Origin of the sequence: Gemella haemolysans, from assembly GCF_028308085.1 — a bacterium.
Classification (GTDB): Bacteria; Bacillota; Bacilli; order Staphylococcales; family Gemellaceae; genus Gemella; species Gemella haemolysans_D.
Window position 1 is genome coordinate 22,877 of record NZ_JAQMFS010000075.1, and the last position, 18,646, is coordinate 41,522.

The window sequence follows — 18,646 nt, forward strand, 5'->3', positions numbered from 1 at the left end:
AAATGCACTTAAATTTTGATTATTCGAAAGCACTAAACTTCTTTAACGAACAAGAAGTAAAAAATATGGAAGGTTATGTGAAAGTTGCACATGATCAATTACACAATAAAACTGGAATAGGAAATGATTTCCTAGGATGGTTAGAATTACCAACTAACTACGATAAAGAAGAGTTTGCTAGAATTAAAGAAGCTAGTAAAAAAATTCAAAGCAATTCAGATGTACTAGTTGTTATCGGTATTGGAGGTTCATACCTTGGAGCTCGTGCAGCGATTGAAATGCTAAATGATAGTTTCTATAACTTCTATGAAGAAGGAAGAAAAACTCCAAAAATCTTCTTCGTAGGTCACACAATTTCATCAACTTATACTCAAGAATTAGTAAATTACTTAAAAACTACAGGAAAAGATTTCTCTGTAAATGTAATCTCTAAATCAGGAACAACTACAGAGCCTGCTATTGCATTCCGTATTTTCAAAGAATTACTTGAAGAAAAATATGGTAAAGAAGGAGCTAAAGAAAGAATCTTCGCTACAACTGACAGAGCTCGTGGAGCATTAAAATCATTAGCAGATGATGAAGGATATGAAACATTTGTAGTACCTGATGATGTAGGTGGACGTTTCACAGTTCTTACTGCTGTAGGATTACTTCCAATTGCTGTAAGTGGAGTTGATATTGATAAAATGATGGCTGGTGCCAAATTAGCTCAAGATGAATTATCAACACCAGATTTAAGCAAAAATATTGCTTACCAATATGCTGTAATGCGTAATATCTTACAACAAAAAGGTAAATTAATTGAGATTCTTGTATCTTACGAACCATCAATGGTTTACTTCAACGAATGGTGGAAACAACTTTACGGTGAATCTGAAGGTAAAGATGGAAAAGCATTATATCCATCAAGTGTTTGCTTCTCAACAGACCTTCACTCTATGGGACAATATGTTCAAGAAGGACGTCGTGTTCTATTAGAAACTATCTTAAAAGTTAAATCTCCAAACAAAGATATCGAGCTTAAAGAAGCTGATAACAATCTTGATGGATTAAACTATTTAGCTGGAAAAACTATGGATTTCGTAAACACTAAAGCATTTGAAGGAACACTTCTTGCTCACACAGATGGAGGGGTACCTAACTTTGTAGTAGAACTTCCTGATATGAGTGAGTTCACATTCGGATACTTAGTATACTTCTTCGAAAAAGCTGTAGGTATTTCTGGATACATGCAAGGATTAAATCCATTTGACCAACCAGGAGTAGAAGCATATAAGAAAAATATGTTCGCACTTCTTGGAAAACCTGGATTCGAAGAATTAAAAGCAGAATTAGAAGAAAGATTAAAATAATCTTGAATAAATTAAAAACTGATAGAGGAATAATTTTCCTTTATCAGTTTTTTGTTAATGTTTAATAATTAAATTTTACTATCAAATATTTTAAGTATGGAGGTGTCGCAAGCTACAACTAAAACAGTAAGTTTAAAATTAAAAACAAAAAGAAAACGACTCTATAAATTAGATTCAAATAAAATCGTAATTTATGAGTCTTCTTTATCTTTTGGCCATTGTTACAAATGTGAACTTATCTGGTCTATATGAAAGTATTCCATATTGTAGTATGTTTCCATTGGACAAATAAGTGATACTTTCAACAACAGCTACCATATTGTATTCACCAAGGTCCATATATTGTTTTTCTTCATCTGTAGCGTATCTAAATGATATTTGACGTCGTGAGTGCGTTATATTTAATCCTAATTCTTTTTCTAAGTATTTGTAAATAGATGATTCTGCAATTTCTTTATTAATAAATGGAACAAGACTTCTATCGAAATATGATACCTCATACTCTAATTTTTCGCCGTTGATCGTTCTACTACGACTAACTCTATAAAAATCATTATTCTCATCTGCACTAAAAATATCCATTATTTTCTTTTCGCCTTGAATAATATAAAGTGACTCTAGTGTAGTCTTAATTTCGTACTTTCCGTCGATGTTTAATTCAGAAGAAGTTTTAATATTTCCTAAATAATTATTTTTTATTCTTCCGTGTCCAAGAATTAAAGAATTTTTACCTTTAATCTTTTGGATATAACCATTAATTTCTAATAAAGACAAAGCTTTTCTAATAGTATCTTTTGAATAACCGTATTCTTTTACTAACTCATTTTCACTTGGTAGTTCTGTATTACGCTTATAAAAACGAGTATCTATTTTTTCCTTGAGATCATTATAGACCTTTTTGTATTTACTCATATATGATTTACCTTTACTGTTCTCCTTTTAAAAATTACCTATTTAATTATAAATGTAGTTGATAAGAATTGCAAGGGTTAAGTACATCTTACATACATATTGTAACATTTACGTATATGTTGTAGAAAAAAATAAAAAGAATTACATAAATGTCATTGACAAAATGAAAGTGTTTTATTATAATAATTATTGTTAAGTTATAAAAACTTATTTTGTAAATACAAGTTAAAAGTATGACGGAGGGAAATAGAATGACAAAACGTTCAAGTGGTGTATTGATGCATATCACATCATTACCAGGTGAGTTTGGTATAGGAACTTTTGGTAAAAGCGCATATGATTTCGTTGATTTCTTAGAAGAAACAAAACAAACATATTGGCAAATTTTACCATTAACAACTACAAGTTATGGGGATTCACCTTATCAAAGTTTCTCAGCTGTAGCAGGGAATTTAAACCTAATCGATTTTTCTTTATTAAAAGAAGAAGGATTATTAGAAGAAAGTGATTACTCAAATGTTAACTTTGGAGAAAATCCTGAAAAAATAGATTATGCTTTATTATTTGAAGTTAGAAGACCAATTTTAGAAAAAGCTGTTGCTAACACTGCAAAATATAGCAATGTATTAGCTGAGATAGAAGAATTCGAAAAAGACAACTCAAGTTGGTTAGCTGATTATGCTGAATATATGGCAATTAAAGAAAGTTTCGGATATCAAAGTTTTATTCACTGGGATGAAGATATTAAAAAAGGTGAAAAAGCCGCACGAGAAAAATATCGTACGGAGCTTCAAGATAGCATAAGATACTACACAGTTACACAATACTTTTTCTTTAAACAATGGTTAGCATTAAAAGAATATGCTAATGGTAAAGGAGTTAAAATCATTGGTGACATGCCAATCTATGTAAGTGCTGATAGTGTTGAAATGTGGACAATGCCAGAATTATTTAAAGTTGATGATAACAATGAACCACTTTATGTAGCTGGATGTCCTGCAGATGACTTCAGTCCAACTGGACAACTTTGGGGTAATCCAATTTACGATTGGGAAAAACACAAAGAACAAGGTTTCTCATGGTGGATTTATCGAGTACAAGAAAGTTTTAAAATCTATGATGTACTTCGTATAGATCACTTCAAAGGATTCTCTGATTTTTGGCAAATTGATAAAGATGCTGAAAATGCAGTAAATGGTACTTGGGAAGCTGGTCCAGGAATTGAATTATTCCAAAAAATTAAAGAACAATTAGGTGATTTACCAATTATCGCAGAAAATCTTGGATTTATTGATGAGAAAGCAGAAAAATTATTAGATGATTCTGGATATCCTGGAATGAAGATTCTTCAATTTGCTTTCCCAGGTGATGATAATCTAGATCGTCCACATCACTATACTCAAAATAGTGTTGCTTACACAGGAACACATGATAATGATGTAGTTAATGGATGGTATGAGAAATTGAGTGAGTCAGAACAAGAACTAGTTTCTGAATACTTAAATCGCCGTAATGATGAAACAATTACTGAAGCGATGATTAGAGGAATATACTCTTCAGTAAGTGATTATGCAATCGTAACAATGCAAGATTTATTAGATAAAGATGCAACAAGCAGAATGAATGTTCCATCAACAGTTGGAGGAAACTGGGAGTGGAGAATGCTTGCAGAAGATTTAACAGAAGAGAGAAAAGAATTTTTAAAAAATATTACAGTAAGATATTCAAGAGAGAGGGCATAAAATGACATTCACTAAATATGTATTGGATAAAACAAATAAAGAACTTAGTACATTAGAAAACAAAGAAATTTATAAACAATTATTAAACTATGTTAAAGATGAAGCTGACAAAAAAGCTTTAAATAGTGATAAGAAAAAAGTTTACTATATTTCAGCTGAATTTTTAATTGGTAAACTTTTATCAAACAACTTAATCAACTTAGGTATTTATGAAGAAATTGAAAAAGAATTAAAAGCTGCTAACAAACGTCTTAGTGATGTAGAAGAAGCTGAATTAGAACCTTCATTAGGTAACGGTGGTCTTGGACGTTTAGCATCATGCTTCATCGACTCAATTTCATCATTAGGAATCACTGGTGATGGAGTTGGATTAAACTACCACTGTGGTTTATTCAGACAAGTGTTTGTTAAAAATGAACAACATGCTGAGCCAAACTTCTGGATTGAAGATGATTCATGGCTAAGAGATACTGATGTTAAATATACAGTACCTTTCAAAAACTTCAACCTAACTTCAACATTAAAAAGAATTGATGTATTAGGATACAAAAAAGATACTAAAAACTATCTAAACCTATTCGATATTGATTCAATTGATAGCAGTATCATTGAAAAAGGAATTTCATTTGATAAAACTGAAATTGCGAAAAACTTAACATTATTCTTGTATCCAGATGATAGTGATAAAAATGGTGAATTACTACGTATTTACCAACAATACTTCATGGTATCAAATGCTGCTCAACTGATTTTAGATGAAGCAATTGCTAAAGGAAGTAATGTTCACGACTTATACGAATATGCATATGTTCAAATTAACGATACTCACCCAAGTATGGTAATTCCTGAATTAATTCGTTTACTAACTGAAAAACACGGAATTGAATTTGAAGAAGCATACACAATTGTTCAAAAAATGACTGGTTACACTAACCACACTATCTTAGCTGAGGCATTAGAAAAATGGCCATTAGCATACTTAGAAGAAGTAGTGCCACACTTAGTAACAATCATCAAACAATTAGATGCTGTTATTAGAGAAAAATATGAAGGTGAAGATATTCAAATCATCGATAAAGACGATAGAGTACACATGGCAAACATGGATATTCACTTCTCTAACAGTGTAAACGGGGTTGCATACTTACACACTGAAATTCTTAAAAACTCTGAATTAAAACACTTCTATGAATTATATCCAGAGAAATTTAATAACAAAACTAATGGTATTACATTCAGACGTTGGTTAGAATTTTCTAACAGACCATTAGCAGCCTACTTAAAAGAACTAATTGGTGATGAGTACTTAACTGATGCAACTAAATTAGAAAAATTACTAGCATTTGTTGATAGTAAAGAAGTAGCAGCGAAATTAGAAGAAATTAAACACGAGAACAAACTAGTTCTTAAAGAATACCTAAAAGAAACTCAAGGTATTGAATTAGACGAAAATAGTATTATTGATACTCAAATCAAGAGATTCCACGAATATAAACGTCAACAAATGAACGCTTTATATGTAATCAAAAAATACTTAGATATCAAAAATGGTAAATTACCTGAAAGAAAAATTACAGTATTCTTCGGTGGTAAAGCAGCACCAGCATATATTATAGCTCAAGATATCATTCACTTAATTCTATGTCTATCAGAATTAATTAACAATGATCCAGAAGTTAACAAATACTTAAACGTATTCTTAGTTGAAAACTATAATGTAAGTGTTGCAGAAAAATTAATTCCAGCAACTGATATCTCTGAACAAATCTCATTAGCTTCTAAAGAAGCAAGTGGAACTGGTAACATGAAATTCATGTTAAACGGAGCTCTAACATTAGGAACTCTAGATGGAGCAAACGTGGAAATCGATGAGTTAGTTGGACGTGAAAATATCTACATCTTCGGTAAAGAAAGTGATGAAATTATCAAACTTTACGAAACTGCAGGATATGTGTCTAAAGAATACTATGAAAAAGATGGTGTTAAAGAAGTTGTAGACTTCATCGTTTCTAAAGACTTAGTTAAACTAGGAAATAAAGAAAGATTAGAAAGATTATACAATGAACTACTTAACAAAGACTGGTTCATGACACTTATTGACTTTGAAGAATATTACGCTAAGAAAGAAGAAATGTTAGCAGATTACGAAAACCGTGAATTATGGCTGAAAAAAGTTATTGCGAATATTGCAAAAGCTGGATTCTTCTCATCTGACCGTACTATAGCTCAATACAACGAAGATATTTGGAACAAAAAATAATAAATAAAGAAGTGGGGAACATAGCATGAAACTATTAACGATTAATGTACATAGTTGGTTAGAAGAAAATCAACTTGAAAAATTAAATATCTTGGCAAAAACTATTGTGGAGAAAAAATACGATGTTGTTGCCATGCAAGAAGTAAATCAATTGATTAATAGTGCAGATGTTTACCAAGGAATAAAAGAAGATAACTTCGGAAAATTATTACTAGATAAAATTAGAGAATATGGAGAAGAAGGATACAGTTACTACTGGACTTATTCTCACATAGGATTTGATAAATTCGAAGAAGGTTTAGCAATACTCGCTAAAGGTGAAGTTGTTGCCGTAGAGGATTTTTACTGTACGGCACAACAAACCGTAACTTCTATCGAATCAAGAAAAATTTTAAAAGTCGATCTTAAAATAAATGATGAGATCGTAGAATTTTACAGTTGTCATATGAATTTGCCAACTTGTAAAGGGGAAGACATAGATCAAAATCTTAGCAACCTAATTAATTATACAGATAACAATAATCTTAAAGTTTTCATGGGAGATTTCAATACAGATTATTTCCATCAAGTAGACGATTATAAGAGAATACTTGATAAAGGGTTATATGATACTTATGAATTAGCCGAGAAAAAAGACGGGGGAGTTACCGTATATAAAAATATAAGTGGTTGGGAAGATTCTATGTGTCAGAAAAAATTGGATTATGTATTTATTAATAGAAAATTAGATGTAAAAGAAAGTTTTGTTATATTTAATGATGAAAATTATCCAATTATTTCTGATCATAATGGCTTAGAAGTAACATTAGCAGAAAAATAAAAAAGGAGGAAAAATGTTATGTTACAAAAAATTCAGCGCTTTGGAGGCGCGATGTTAATGCCATCTATTTTATTCGCATTCTTCGGATTAGTAGTTGGATTAACTTCAATCTTAAAAAACCCTAACCTAGTAGGGAGCATCGCGACAGAAGGTACTCTTTGGTACAACTTCTGGTTCGTAGTAGAGCAAGGAGGATGGACTATCTTTAACCAAATGCCAGTAGTATTCGCACTTGGTATTCCAATCGGTCTTGCTAAAAAAGCAAATGGTCGTGCAGCATTAGAAGCGTTCTTAATCTACATGGTTTATAACTACTTCATCAACGGATTCTTAACTCAATTCAAATTCTTTGGTGTAGATGTAACGCCTGCCCTTAAATTACCTACAGGTATTACAAGAATCGCTGGAGCAATTACTTTAGATACTTCAATCATTGGATCTATCGTTATTGCATCTATCTCAGTATGGATTCACAACAAATACTTCGATAAAAAACTTCCTGAATTATTAGGAATTTTCCAAGGATCAACATTCGTAATCTTAGTAGGATTCCTTATCATGATTCCAGCTGCTTTCTTAACAGCTCTATTATGGCCAAAAGTTCAATTAGGAATTGCTGCTTTACAAGGATTCTTAAAAGTATCAGGAGTTGCGGGAGTATTCACTTACACATTCCTAGAAAGAATTTTAATCCCAACAGGATTACACCACTTCATCTATGGGCCATTCATGTTTGGACCAGCAGTAGTAGAAAATGGAATCACAGCTTACTGGGTACAACACATTCACGAGTTCTCTCAAAGCTCAACTCCATTAAAAGAGTTATTCCCTCAAGGTGGATTCTCATTGCACGGTAACTCAAAAGTATTTGGATTACCAGCAGCAGCTTTAGCTATGTATGTAACAGCTAAAGACAGCAAGAAAAAAGTTGTAGCAGGGTTATTAATCCCAGCAGCACTTACTGGTTTCTTAACAGGGATCACTGAACCAATCGAGTTCACATTCTTATTCGCAGCACCAGTATTATTCGCTACTCACGCAGTATTAGGTGCATTAATGTCAGCAACTATGTATCAATTTGGAGTTGTAGGTAACTTCGGAAGTGGATTAATCGACTTCTTAGCTCTTAACTGGTTACCAATGTTCAAAAACCACTCTTCACAAATGTTCATTCAAATCGGAATTGGATTAGTATTCTCTGTAATCTACTTCTTAGTATTTAGATTCTTAATCCTTAAATTCCAATTAAACACACCTGGACGTGAAGCAGATGATGCTGAAACTAAACTTTACTCTAAACAAGAGTACCGTGAAAAAGGTAAAGAAGCAGCTAAACCAGAAGTTAAAGATGATGCAGCTACTCACGATGATCAAGCTCTTATCATTCTTGAAGGTTTAGGTGGTAAAGACAACATCGTAGACGTTACTAACTGTGTAACAAGACTACGTGTTAACGTTAAAGACGAAAGCCTAGTTAAAGGTGATGAATTCTTAAAACGTTCTGGAGCTCTTGGAGTTGCTCGTAACGGTAAAGCTATTCAAGTAATCATCGGATTCTCTGTAGGACAAGTTAGAGAAGCTTTCGAAAAAGAATTACACAAATAAGCCTATTATGACAGAAAAAAGAAATTGACGTAAAAGTCAGTTTCTTTTTTTGTATATTAATATTTAGATTTTAGAGAACTATAAACTAAATAGTATTAGTTCAATAAGTTTAAAATCTAAATTTACTAATCGGGGATGATCCAAAAGTCCTAAATTTTAACAAGGTTTATATGAAAATTTAAAGATGCAGTGGTTTATTAATATCTAAATTTGCTTTATAAAAGCTTTTTTGATATCTAATAAACTGTGTGGAGGCGACTCTACAAAATCGACTTCTTCGAAATCACGATTTTGAGTCACTCCCATATTTTAGGTATAAGTAGTTACTAGTTAAATAGTGATGTATGTGTTTTAAGACTAATAGTTATATTATTTAAAAGAAGCTGGTAATAATAATTGAGATAAAAAAATACTTGGTAAACAATGTCTACCAAGTATTTTCACTATATATTAGAACGCTGGAGTAGCGTGTCCTTTTGGTTTAAGTTCTTTGTTGATGTAATCTTTAATTTTTTCACTTGCTAATGCTTTTTTAACTGCTTGAACTTTAGCATCGTCTTTGTTATCTTCACGAGCAACAAGTGAGACAGCGAATGTTGAGTCTCCTTCTTTTTCAAAAGCTAGACCATTTTTGTCAGGAGTTAATCCTAATTTAGAGATGTAAGTTGGGTAGTTAAATACTAAATCTTTTTCATTGTATGCTTCGTTAAGGTTTAGTAAGCTTACTTTAGTAAATTTAAGGTGTTTTGGATTATCTTTGATATCTGCTTCTGTTACTGTAAAGCTATTTGGATCTTTAAGAGTAATAACTTTAGCGTGATCTAATAAACGTAAAGCACGAGCTAAGTTTGTTGGATCTGAAGGGATAGCTACATCAGCACCATCTTTAAGATCTTTGATATCTTTAAGAGTTTTTGAGTAGAATGATACAGTCGCGTTGTAAATTGGTTGAATAGCTACAAGATGAGCATTATTTTTTTTGTTAAATTGTTCCATGAATGGTCTGTGTTGGAAGAAGTTAGCATCAACTTCTTTATTGTTTAATGCAACGTTAGCTTGAACGTTATCAGAAACTTTAACGATTTCTAAGTTGTAACCTTCTTTTTTAAGATCATCTTTGATCATTTCTAACATGTCTGTCATTGGAGAAGTGTGAGAAGCTACTTTTACAGTAACAGGTTCTTTCTTCTCTTCTTTTTTAGTTTCAGTTTTGCTTGAACAAGCTGTTAAAACTAATAATAATGCTGTTAAGCTAGCAATAAATGAAATTATTTTCTTCATTATTTTATCTCCTATTAAGTATATTTTTTATTTAGAGGTAAGGTTGTTGATTGTATTTATAGATTTTGGATTAGTAATAATATATATTTATTAGAAAGCTGCAGTAGCTTTACCTTCGAAATTCTTTTGTAGGAAGTCTTTAACTTTTTGACTAGTTAAAGCTTTTTTAACTGCTTGAATTTTAGCGTCGTCTTTGTTATCTTCACGAGCTGCAAGTACACCAGCGTATGTAAAGTCAGCTTTGTCTTCCATTAGAAGTCCATCTTTCATTGGTGTAAGGTTTAATTTAGCAATATAAGTTGGGTAGTTGAAAACTAAATCTTTTTCTGCATATGCATCACTTAAGTTTAAAAGCCCAACTTCTGTAAATTTAAGATGTTTTGGATTATCTTTAATGTCTTTTACAGTAACGTTATAGCTGTTTGGATCATTTAATGTAATTAATCCACCGTGAGCTAATAATCTTAATGCACGAGCCATGTTTGATGCATCAGATGGAATAGCTACATCAGCACCATCTTTAAGATCTTTTATGTTTTTGACAGTTTTTGAGTAGAATGCTGGAATAGAATTATAAACTTTCGCCACAGCAACTAAGTTAGTTTTATTTTTTTCATTGTATTGTTTCATGAATGGTTCGTGTTGAAAGAAGTTAGCATCGACTTCTTTGTTTGCTAAAGCAACGTTAGCTTGAACATTATCAGATACTTTTACAATTTCAAGAGTGTATCCTTCTTTTTGTAAATCTTCTTTAACTAATTCTAACATATCAGTAAATGGTGGGACATGAGCAGCAACTTTAATAGTCTTGTCTTCTTTTTTTTCTTCTTTTTTATCGCTAGTTTTACTTGAACATGCTGTTAACACAAGCACAAGCGCTAGTAGGCTAGCAACAATAGATAATACTTTCTTCATTAATCTATTTCTCCTTCTTGTTTGTAAAACGTTTAGCTAATCCATAACCTATAGATTGAATAATAAATACATATATAATAAATATTATTACTATTAAATACATTAGATCATAATTGTATTCCTGATACCCATATCTAAAGGCAAATTCTCCAAGACCACCAGCTCCAATTACACCCATTACAGTAGTATAAGCTAGTAAACTAATAGTAGTATAGGTGAATGATAAGATTAAGTTATCCATTGTAGCAGGTAATAAGAAGTATCTAATAATTTGAATTTTAGTAGCTCCCATACTTATAGCTCTATCTACAATTTTTTTAGGAACATTAATTAATGCTTGTTCAACAAATCGAGCATAAATACTTACACCAACTAGTGTAAGAGGCAAGATTGCTGCAATATTTCCAAAAGATGTTTTAAATAGAAATCTATTTACAGGGATTAATATGAACACAAAAATTAGAAATGGAACACTACGTAGGGCATTAAGAGAAATGCTAAGTCCTTCATAAACTGCTCTATTTTTTAATAAATAATCACGACTGAAAGCAAAAAGCATAATACCTAATGGTAGGGAAATGAAAAATACTGTTAACATTGAGTAAAGCATCATATAGTTTGTTTCCCAAAATGCTTTCATAATACCATCGTAATTGGCTTTAAATAAATCAATCATTTAATAAAAACTCCTTTACGTAGTTATAGTAATTACTGTCGTAATCGTCTTTTGCATTTTTATTAGGTACGACAATATCTTTAATTGTAGAATCATCAATAACTACTACACGATCACAAAAGTTCTTAAGTAATGATAAACTGTGAGAAATCATAACTATTGAAATGTCAGTTGTTGTACGCAATTTATTTAATAGTGCAAATATTTCTTTTTCACTATTAGTATCTAATGCTGAACTGATTTCATCACAAAGTAGAACTTCTGGTTCTTGTAACAGTGCCATAGCGATAGCAACTTTTTGTTGTTCTCCACCACTTAGGCTCCCACAAAGACTATTTTTAAGTCTTGTGATATTCATGAATTCAAGAATATCATCTATTTTCTTTTTATCAACAGAAACCTTATTTAATTTGTACACTAAACTCAAATGATAATATACGCTTTTGTTATCAATAAGATTAGAGTGTTGGAATATATAGGCTAGATTTTTTCTTGTATTTCTAAGGGTACTTGCATCCATATTTTTAATAGAAGAGTTTTTATAAAGAATATCTCCGCTATCATATGAAACAATACCATTAATCATTTTAAGAATTGTACTTTTACCTGTACCATTTCTACCGATAATTCCAATAACTTCTTTTTTATTAATATCAAATGATATATTTTCTAGTTTGAAGTTAGCGTCTTTATATTGTTTTGATACGTTTTTTAATTGAACTATCATAATATACCTCCAAAGTACACTATACCACTTTCGGAAAAGGATTTCAAGAGCTTTGTTTAATATTTTTCAAAAAAATGTTTGTATTGTTCAGTGCTTGTTTGATAGTGTTTGTGGATCTGTTAACAAAAACCTCCAACTCTGTAATGATACAGTTTAACATTGTAGATGCGATGGTAGAAATTAGGAGATTATTTTTAGAAAAAATAACTATTATCATAGCAATGCTTATAAGAAATATAAAGTTTTCTTCTAGTGAAATTGTATTAGAATAATTTGATTATTGTATTTTTGAGTGTATTTTTTTATGTAGTAGTATTCAGTGAAATAATAAAAATTAATAGAACATATTTTCTGAAATTGTTCTTATATAATTCTTTATTTATTTACTCTAATCGTATATAATTAAAGTTGTGACTTAAGGAGGTAATCTATGAGGAAATTGACAATAGTAGATATAGCAAAAATGGCTGGAGTAGGTACTACTACTGTCTCTAGATATTTTAATGGTGGAAATTTAAAAAAAGAAACTTATGAGAGAATTAAAGAAATAGTTGATAAATACAATTATACACCGAATACTTTTGCTAAGGCATTAAAAAGTACGGATAGCAAAATTATTGGTGTAATAGTACCATGTTTACACTCTTTTGTAAGTGGAAATACTTTAAAATATCTAGATAAAGAATTAAAAGAAAATAATTATGAGACATTAATAATGAATGCTAATTTTGATGAAAATAAACAATTAGAATATATTAAGAAATTAGCAAGAATGAACGTAGATGGGATAATTTTATTACCGACAACTATGAGTAAAACGTATGAAGATACAATAAAATCTGTAGATGTTCCTGTTGTAGTGCTAGGGCAAGAAGGAGAATATACTTATAGTGTTGAGTATAATGATTTTAATGCTGCTAGGGATTTAACCAATTATGTTCTAGCTAATGGACATAAGAAAATTGCTTACTTAGGGGTAAGTGAGGAAGATATTGCTGTAGGATACTATAGGAAATTAGGAGTAGTAAGAACTTTAGAAAAGTATGGTTTAAGTCCTAAAAATATACTTATTAGTAGTTTTGGTATGAAAGAAGCATATGATGTTGTAAAAGAAAATATAGAAAAGTTGAAAGATGACAGTTGTTTAATTTGTGCCACTGACAATCTAGCTTATGGTGCCATGAAGGCTCTTGAAGAAGAAGGTTTAAGTGTTGGTGAAAATTATTCAGTTGCTGCGTTTGGAGATTATACTTCATCTGCTTTATTAAAATCCCCATTAACAACTATAAAATTTGATTTAAAAGATGCAGCGAAGCAAACAGTCAGCATGTTACTTAATGTTATAAAAAAAGAAGAGACAGCTATGAAACTATTAATAGGTTATGATTTAAAAACAAGAAATAGTGTAGTTGATTTAAATAAATATGGAGAATAAGAATGATGAATATAAAAGCGATTTTTTTTGATATTGATGGAACGATAAGAAGTTTTAAAACTAAAACTATTCCGGAAAACACTGCAAATACTTTAAGAAAGCTAAAAGAAAAAGGAATTAAAATTTTTATAGCTACAGGAAGAGCACCATTTCATACGACATTTTTAAATGATTTGTTAGATTTTAAGTTTGATGGGTATATTACAATAAATGGACAGTATTGCTATTTAGAATCTGGAGAAGTTTTAAATGATAAGATTTTATCAAAAGATGATATAAAAAATGTTCTTCCTTATTTTAAAGAGAATAATATAGCTTGTGATTTTGCATTATTAGATGGAGCTTTCATGAATCTGAAAAACCCGAGGGTTAAATGGTTGGAAGATGAATTAGGTGATCCAGAAAGATTTAAAGAAGATCCATCAGCTTACGATAAGGCTGTTAGTGAAAAAATATATCAACTTAATGTATTTGTCTCTGAAGAGGAAGAAGCAGGATTCTTAGCTTATATGCCTAATTCAAAAGCAGCCCGTTGGACAACTCATTTTACAGATGTTATTCCAAAAGATGGTGGAAAAAATACTGGGATTGATGCGATTATTTCTCATTTCGGTATTAAATTAGAAGAAACTATGGCTTTTGGTGATGGTGGAAATGATATAGATATGTTAAAACATGCTGGAATTGGTGTAGCAATGGAAAATGCAGGTGATAATGTTAAAGAAATAGCGGATTACATTACAACTAGTGTAGATGATGATGGAATTACTCATGCTCTAAAACATTTTAATGTATTATAAGGATAAAAACGGGAGTGACTCGGCAAAATTGTTATTTTATCGAGTCACTCCCTTAAAGTTTATTAGATATTGATAAACCACTGCATTTATGAGTTATCATAAAAATTATTTTGAATTTTGGGATTTTTAGTGAGCCTGTTTTTTATTCACCAAATTGTTTTAAAAATAGATTGACACATTCTTTTGGCATAATGACGGTAAGTTTATCATTTGCTTCTAGAATTGTACTTCCTTTTGGTACTATTTCTCGACCAGAACGTTCGATATGAGAAACAAGTACTCCTTTTGTCCAATCGATTTCACGAATTTCTTTTCCTATTAATGTACTATCATTTGATATAGTAGTTAGAATTTCTACTTCCATTTCAAGTTCATTGTCTCCTAGTTTATTACTAGTTAAAATTCGATCAAGTAAATATTCGTAAACCGGTTTTGTTCCAAGTATATTTGCAGTGATATATGCAAATAAGCAGCATAGTGCGATCGGCAGGAAATAATTTAGTTTTTGTGTCATTTCAAATAATAAAATTATTGAAGTAATAGGACTTCGTACAATTGCAGTTAAGTAACCTGACATAGATAGTATTACAAATAATGCAGTATATTTAGCATCAAAAAAGTTGCTAAACAATGTTCCGAGTACAGCACCTTGTATTAAGATAGGTAAGAATATACCGCCTGCGACTCCTGATGTGAAAGAAATAAGTGAAAATAAAGTTTTTATGAAGTATAAGGTTAATAAAAACATAAAGCTAAATTTATTCTCTATCAGAAATTCTACTAAACTATGACCGCTACCAAGCACTATTGGATAAAAAATAAATAATCCGAATGAAATTATAAATGCTACTTGAGGTCTAAATACTATATTTAATCTAAAATATTCATAAATTTTAAAAAGTATTTTTATAGTAACATTATAAAATGTCCCAAATATTCCTAATAGAATTCCTAATAAAACAACCCAAGGATAAATACTTACTTCAACATAGGGGATTTCAGGAAATTTGAAAATAGCAGTAAGTCCAAAAATATACTGACCAACTATATTTGCTATTACAGCAGCACTGAAACAACAGATAACGATTTTTTTAGTTATTTGCTTATGTACTTCTTCTATAGAAAATAAAACACCAGCAAGTGGAGCTCCAAAGGCGATGGATAGACCTGCACTAGCACCACAAGTAATAAGATACTTTTCTTTTACGCTATCCTTTTTTAGTATTCTAGAGACAAGTTTTCCACTCATTGCACCTAGTTGAATAGAGGGACCTTCGCGTCCAAGTGATAAACCACCGAGACTTGCCGTTAATCCACCAGTTATTTTATAAATTAGAACTCGTAATGGATTTGAATTTAATCTACCGGTAATTTCAGCAGAGACTTGAGGAATTCCACTTCCACTAGCCATCGGTTCACGTTTTAATAGAAAACCAGAAAACAAGGCTAGTAAGATTAGAATTAGTAAAAGACCTATTTTATAAATAAGCCCAGTTTTAATGAAATCGGCCATATAGTGAACAAGTTTTTCACTATAACCAATAAGAAGTCTGTAACTAGCACCGACAATTCCAGCAGCTAAACCTACTAAAATTCCATCAATTAATAAAGAGGATTCAATTTTTAAATTTTTATTTTCAATTTTACTAATTTTTGATATTTTCATCCAGATCTCCTTTCTTAAAAATGGTGTATAATAACATTTTACTCCTAAATTTTAAAAAAATCAAAAAAATATTTTATTTATACAATTTATTATTAAAAATACAAAATGTATGCTAAAATATAATTATATGATGAAAGGAGTAAACGCAATGAAAATATTCTTAATTATAGTAATTGTATTATTAATTATTGTAGCTGGATTATATGCATTTTGGCTTAAATTACTAAAAGGAAAACCAGGAAGAATTGCTGGAGCAGATGTTGAGAAGAAAACATTTGAAGAAGCTTTAGTTGTTGACGTTCGTTGGCGAAAAGAATATGCAAGAGGTCACGCTATAAATGCCGTGAATCTTCCGATTAAACTTTTTAAAAACGGTAGCGATGTGCTTGATGACTACAAGGATAAAGATATAATTTTATATTGTGTAGTCGATGTAACATCACGTGCTACTGAGAAGTTGCTTAGAGAACGTGGATTCACAAAACTTCATATTGGTGATGGTATAAAACAATATGACTATGGAAAAGCTATCTATAGCAATGCTTTATTATCAGAATTCAAATATCGAATCTCAGTAAGTAAAAATAAACAATTATTAAACCTTGGTTCTGAAGTGTTAAGTGATGAAGAAATTAAAGTTTCACCTGAGGAAATAGATAGTGTATTAGATAGATTAGATAAATCTTCAGAAATTTTTGTTTATAGTGAAAAACCTGAGTCAAGTAAAGCGGTATGTAAGAAACTTGGTTTAGATGGATATACAATTATTAATTTAGTTGAACCGTTTAGTACTGCTAGTTATAGAAATGCATTTTATAACAAAAATGATTATATCGAAAGTCAAGATGAAAAAGAAGCTGCGACTTGCAGTGCTTGAGGATAGAATTTTAAAAACGATAGGTTATCGTTTATAATGATTTTCAATCAAATTTGAGAGTAACTAGATAAAATAGATTTTTAAATAATCTTATTTTATGAGTTACTCTTTATTTTTGTGTTCTATTATATTAATTTAATGCGTTTACTATAAAAAATACACAAATTAGGTTATAATAGAGATGATGGAAAATATGAAATAGAGGATAAAAATATGAGGATTTTACATGTGTTAGCTCAACTTCCGATAAAAACAGGAAGTGGTGTATATTTTACTAATGTTATAGATGGATTAAAGGGATTTAACGTAGAGCAAGCTGCTATTTATGCTACGACACCAGAGTATAATTTTAACTTTGTAGACGAAAAATTTGAAGTTGAATTTCAAGGGAAAGATATCAGTTTTCCGATTGTTGGAATGAGTGATATTATGCCGTATGATAATACACTATATAAAAATATGACAGATGAAATGATTGAATCTTGGCAAAAGGCTTTTCGTAAAAAATTGATTCAAGCTAAAGAAACATTTAAACCAGATGTTGTAATCACACATCATTTATGGATTTTGAGTTCTATGGTTTGTGATGTTTTTGAAAATGAAAAAATTATAGGAATATGTCACAATACAGATATAAGACAAGCTGAGAAAAATCATGTAATGAAAGACAAGTATGTAAAAAGTCTTGGGAAGTTAGATAAGATATTGGCATTAAGCAGTGGTGTTATAGATGGAATAGCTAATATTTATAATTATCCTGTAGAAAAAATTGTGAATATTGGTGCGGGATATAATGAAAAAATCTTTTATCCTGCAGAAAAATATGAAAAACATGATAATGTGAAAATTTTATATGCAGGAAAATTTGATGAGTCAAAAGGTTTTTATGAATTAATTAAAGCTTTTAGATTATTAGAGAAAAAAGACACTAAAGTAGAATTAGAATTAATAGGGAATTTGAAAGATGAAGATAGACCTAGAGTTGAGTCTCTAGTTGGTGATTCTAAGAGAATAAGAATTTATAATGCGGTTGATCAAGTTCATCTAGGTGAGATTATGCGTCATAAAGATATATTTGTATTACCTTCTTATTTTGAAGGATTGGGATTAATCGCGGTTGAAGCCTTAGGAAGCGGACTTAGAGTAGTCGCTACTGAGATAGAAGGGCTTATAGAATTTCTTGGAGAAAAAATAAATAATTCTGAGATAATTGAGTATGTGAAAATGCCGACTATTTATGATACTGATAAAGCGGTCGAAGAAGAAAAGCCAGCTTTTATAAATAGACTAGTTGAATCTTTAGAAGTTATGATAGAAAGAACGAGAGAGGAGCGCGAGATTCCAGCTTATTTACTTGAAGAAATTGAGCGACATTCTTGGAAGAAAAAGATAGAAACAATTTATAAATTGTTGTAAAATCAATAATTAGAAGATATATGTAGAAGTACAAAGAGAAATTTATAAAAAATAGTGATATATAAAGTATAGTACGAGGGCGACTCAAATATCACTTTTTAAAAAATGTGATTTTTGTTTCGTACCTCTTTATAATTTCTAGAATTAAAATTAGGAGATTTA

The 18,646-nt window shown here is 30.4% G+C and carries 15 protein-coding genes; 9 read left to right on the forward strand and 6 right to left on the reverse strand.

The window, feature by feature from the left end:
• Positions 1-2: 2 nt before the first annotated feature.
• Positions 3-1,352, forward strand: a complete 1,350-nt coding sequence (locus tag PNO30_RS06235) for a glucose-6-phosphate isomerase (protein ID WP_271964580.1) — start codon at positions 3-5, stop codon at positions 1,350-1,352.
• A gap of 204 nt (positions 1,353-1,556) precedes the next feature.
• Here the strand turns inward: PNO30_RS06235 and PNO30_RS06240 are convergent, their stop codons facing one another.
• Positions 1,557-2,264, reverse strand: coding sequence for a UTRA domain-containing protein (locus PNO30_RS06240; RefSeq protein WP_271964581.1), 708 nt, complete (start codon positions 2,262-2,264; stop codon positions 1,557-1,559).
• A 251-nt stretch (positions 2,265-2,515) separates the two neighbouring features.
• On the opposite strand from PNO30_RS06240, the gene malQ reads away from it, so the two are divergent.
• The 4 genes from malQ to PNO30_RS06260 are packed head-to-tail and all read left to right on the forward strand — an operon-like array spanning position 2,516 to position 8,691.
• The gene (malQ, locus tag PNO30_RS06245; RefSeq protein WP_271964582.1) at positions 2,516-4,006 is read left to right on the forward strand and encodes a 4-alpha-glucanotransferase; all 1,491 of its coding nucleotides are present in this window, start codon (positions 2,516-2,518) and stop codon (positions 4,004-4,006) included.
• Position 4,007: 1 nt separating this feature from the next.
• A complete protein-coding gene (gene glgP, locus PNO30_RS06250) occupies positions 4,008-6,266 on the forward strand; it encodes a glycogen/starch/alpha-glucan family phosphorylase (protein ID WP_271987566.1) in 2,259 nt (752 codons plus the stop codon).
• A gap of 25 nt (positions 6,267-6,291) precedes the next feature.
• A complete protein-coding gene (locus PNO30_RS06255; RefSeq protein ID WP_271964584.1) occupies positions 6,292-7,086 on the forward strand; it encodes an endonuclease/exonuclease/phosphatase family protein in 795 nt (264 codons plus the stop codon).
• A gap of 18 nt (positions 7,087-7,104) precedes the next feature.
• Complete coding sequence (locus tag PNO30_RS06260) at positions 7,105-8,691, forward strand: alpha-glucoside-specific PTS transporter subunit IIBC (RefSeq protein WP_271987567.1); 1,587 nt, start codon at positions 7,105-7,107, stop codon at positions 8,689-8,691.
• A gap of 450 nt (positions 8,692-9,141) precedes the next feature.
• Here PNO30_RS06260 and PNO30_RS06265 read toward each other — a convergent pair whose 3' ends face one another.
• The 4 genes from PNO30_RS06265 to PNO30_RS06280 form a co-directional block, all read right to left on the reverse strand.
• Entirely contained in the window at positions 9,142-9,972 is an 831-nt protein-coding gene (locus PNO30_RS06265; protein ID WP_271987568.1) for a MetQ/NlpA family ABC transporter substrate-binding protein, read from the reverse strand.
• Between the two features lie 90 nt (positions 9,973-10,062).
• Complete coding sequence (locus PNO30_RS06270) at positions 10,063-10,887, reverse strand: MetQ/NlpA family ABC transporter substrate-binding protein (protein ID WP_271964587.1); 825 nt, start codon at positions 10,885-10,887, stop codon at positions 10,063-10,065.
• A gap of 4 nt (positions 10,888-10,891) precedes the next feature.
• Positions 10,892-11,563 carry a methionine ABC transporter permease gene (locus PNO30_RS06275; protein WP_271964588.1) on the reverse strand — a complete coding sequence of 224 codons (672 nt, stop codon included), beginning with the start codon at positions 11,561-11,563 and terminating at the stop codon, positions 10,892-10,894.
• Positions 11,556-12,290, reverse strand: a complete 735-nt coding sequence (locus PNO30_RS06280) for an ATP-binding cassette domain-containing protein (RefSeq protein ID WP_271987569.1) — start codon at positions 12,288-12,290, stop codon at positions 11,556-11,558. Before PNO30_RS06280 ends, PNO30_RS06275 begins: the two co-directional genes overlap by 8 nt.
• Before the next feature lie 430 nt (positions 12,291-12,720).
• On the opposite strand from PNO30_RS06280, the gene PNO30_RS06285 reads away from it, so the two are divergent.
• Both PNO30_RS06285 and PNO30_RS06290 read left to right on the forward strand, forming a co-directional pair.
• Positions 12,721-13,725: a LacI family DNA-binding transcriptional regulator gene (locus tag PNO30_RS06285; RefSeq protein ID WP_271987570.1), complete on the forward strand. Its 1,005-nt coding sequence runs from the start codon at positions 12,721-12,723 to the stop codon at positions 13,723-13,725.
• 2 nt (positions 13,726-13,727) lie between these two features.
• A complete protein-coding gene (locus tag PNO30_RS06290; RefSeq protein ID WP_271987571.1) occupies positions 13,728-14,525 on the forward strand; it encodes a Cof-type HAD-IIB family hydrolase in 798 nt (265 codons plus the stop codon).
• Positions 14,526-14,667: 142 nt separating this feature from the next.
• On the opposite strand, the gene PNO30_RS06295 is transcribed toward PNO30_RS06290, so the two are convergent.
• Entirely contained in the window at positions 14,668-16,191 is a 1,524-nt protein-coding gene (locus PNO30_RS06295) for a ClC family H(+)/Cl(-) exchange transporter (protein ID WP_271964592.1), read from the reverse strand.
• Between the two features lie 148 nt (positions 16,192-16,339).
• On the opposite strand from PNO30_RS06295, the gene PNO30_RS06300 reads away from it, so the two are divergent.
• Complete coding sequence (locus tag PNO30_RS06300) at positions 16,340-17,068, forward strand: rhodanese-like domain-containing protein (RefSeq protein ID WP_271987572.1); 729 nt, start codon at positions 16,340-16,342, stop codon at positions 17,066-17,068.
• Between the two features lie 213 nt (positions 17,069-17,281).
• Positions 17,282-18,484, forward strand: coding sequence for a glycosyltransferase family 4 protein (locus tag PNO30_RS06305; RefSeq protein WP_271987573.1), 1,203 nt, complete (start codon positions 17,282-17,284; stop codon positions 18,482-18,484).
• Positions 18,485-18,646: the final 162 nt, after the last annotated feature.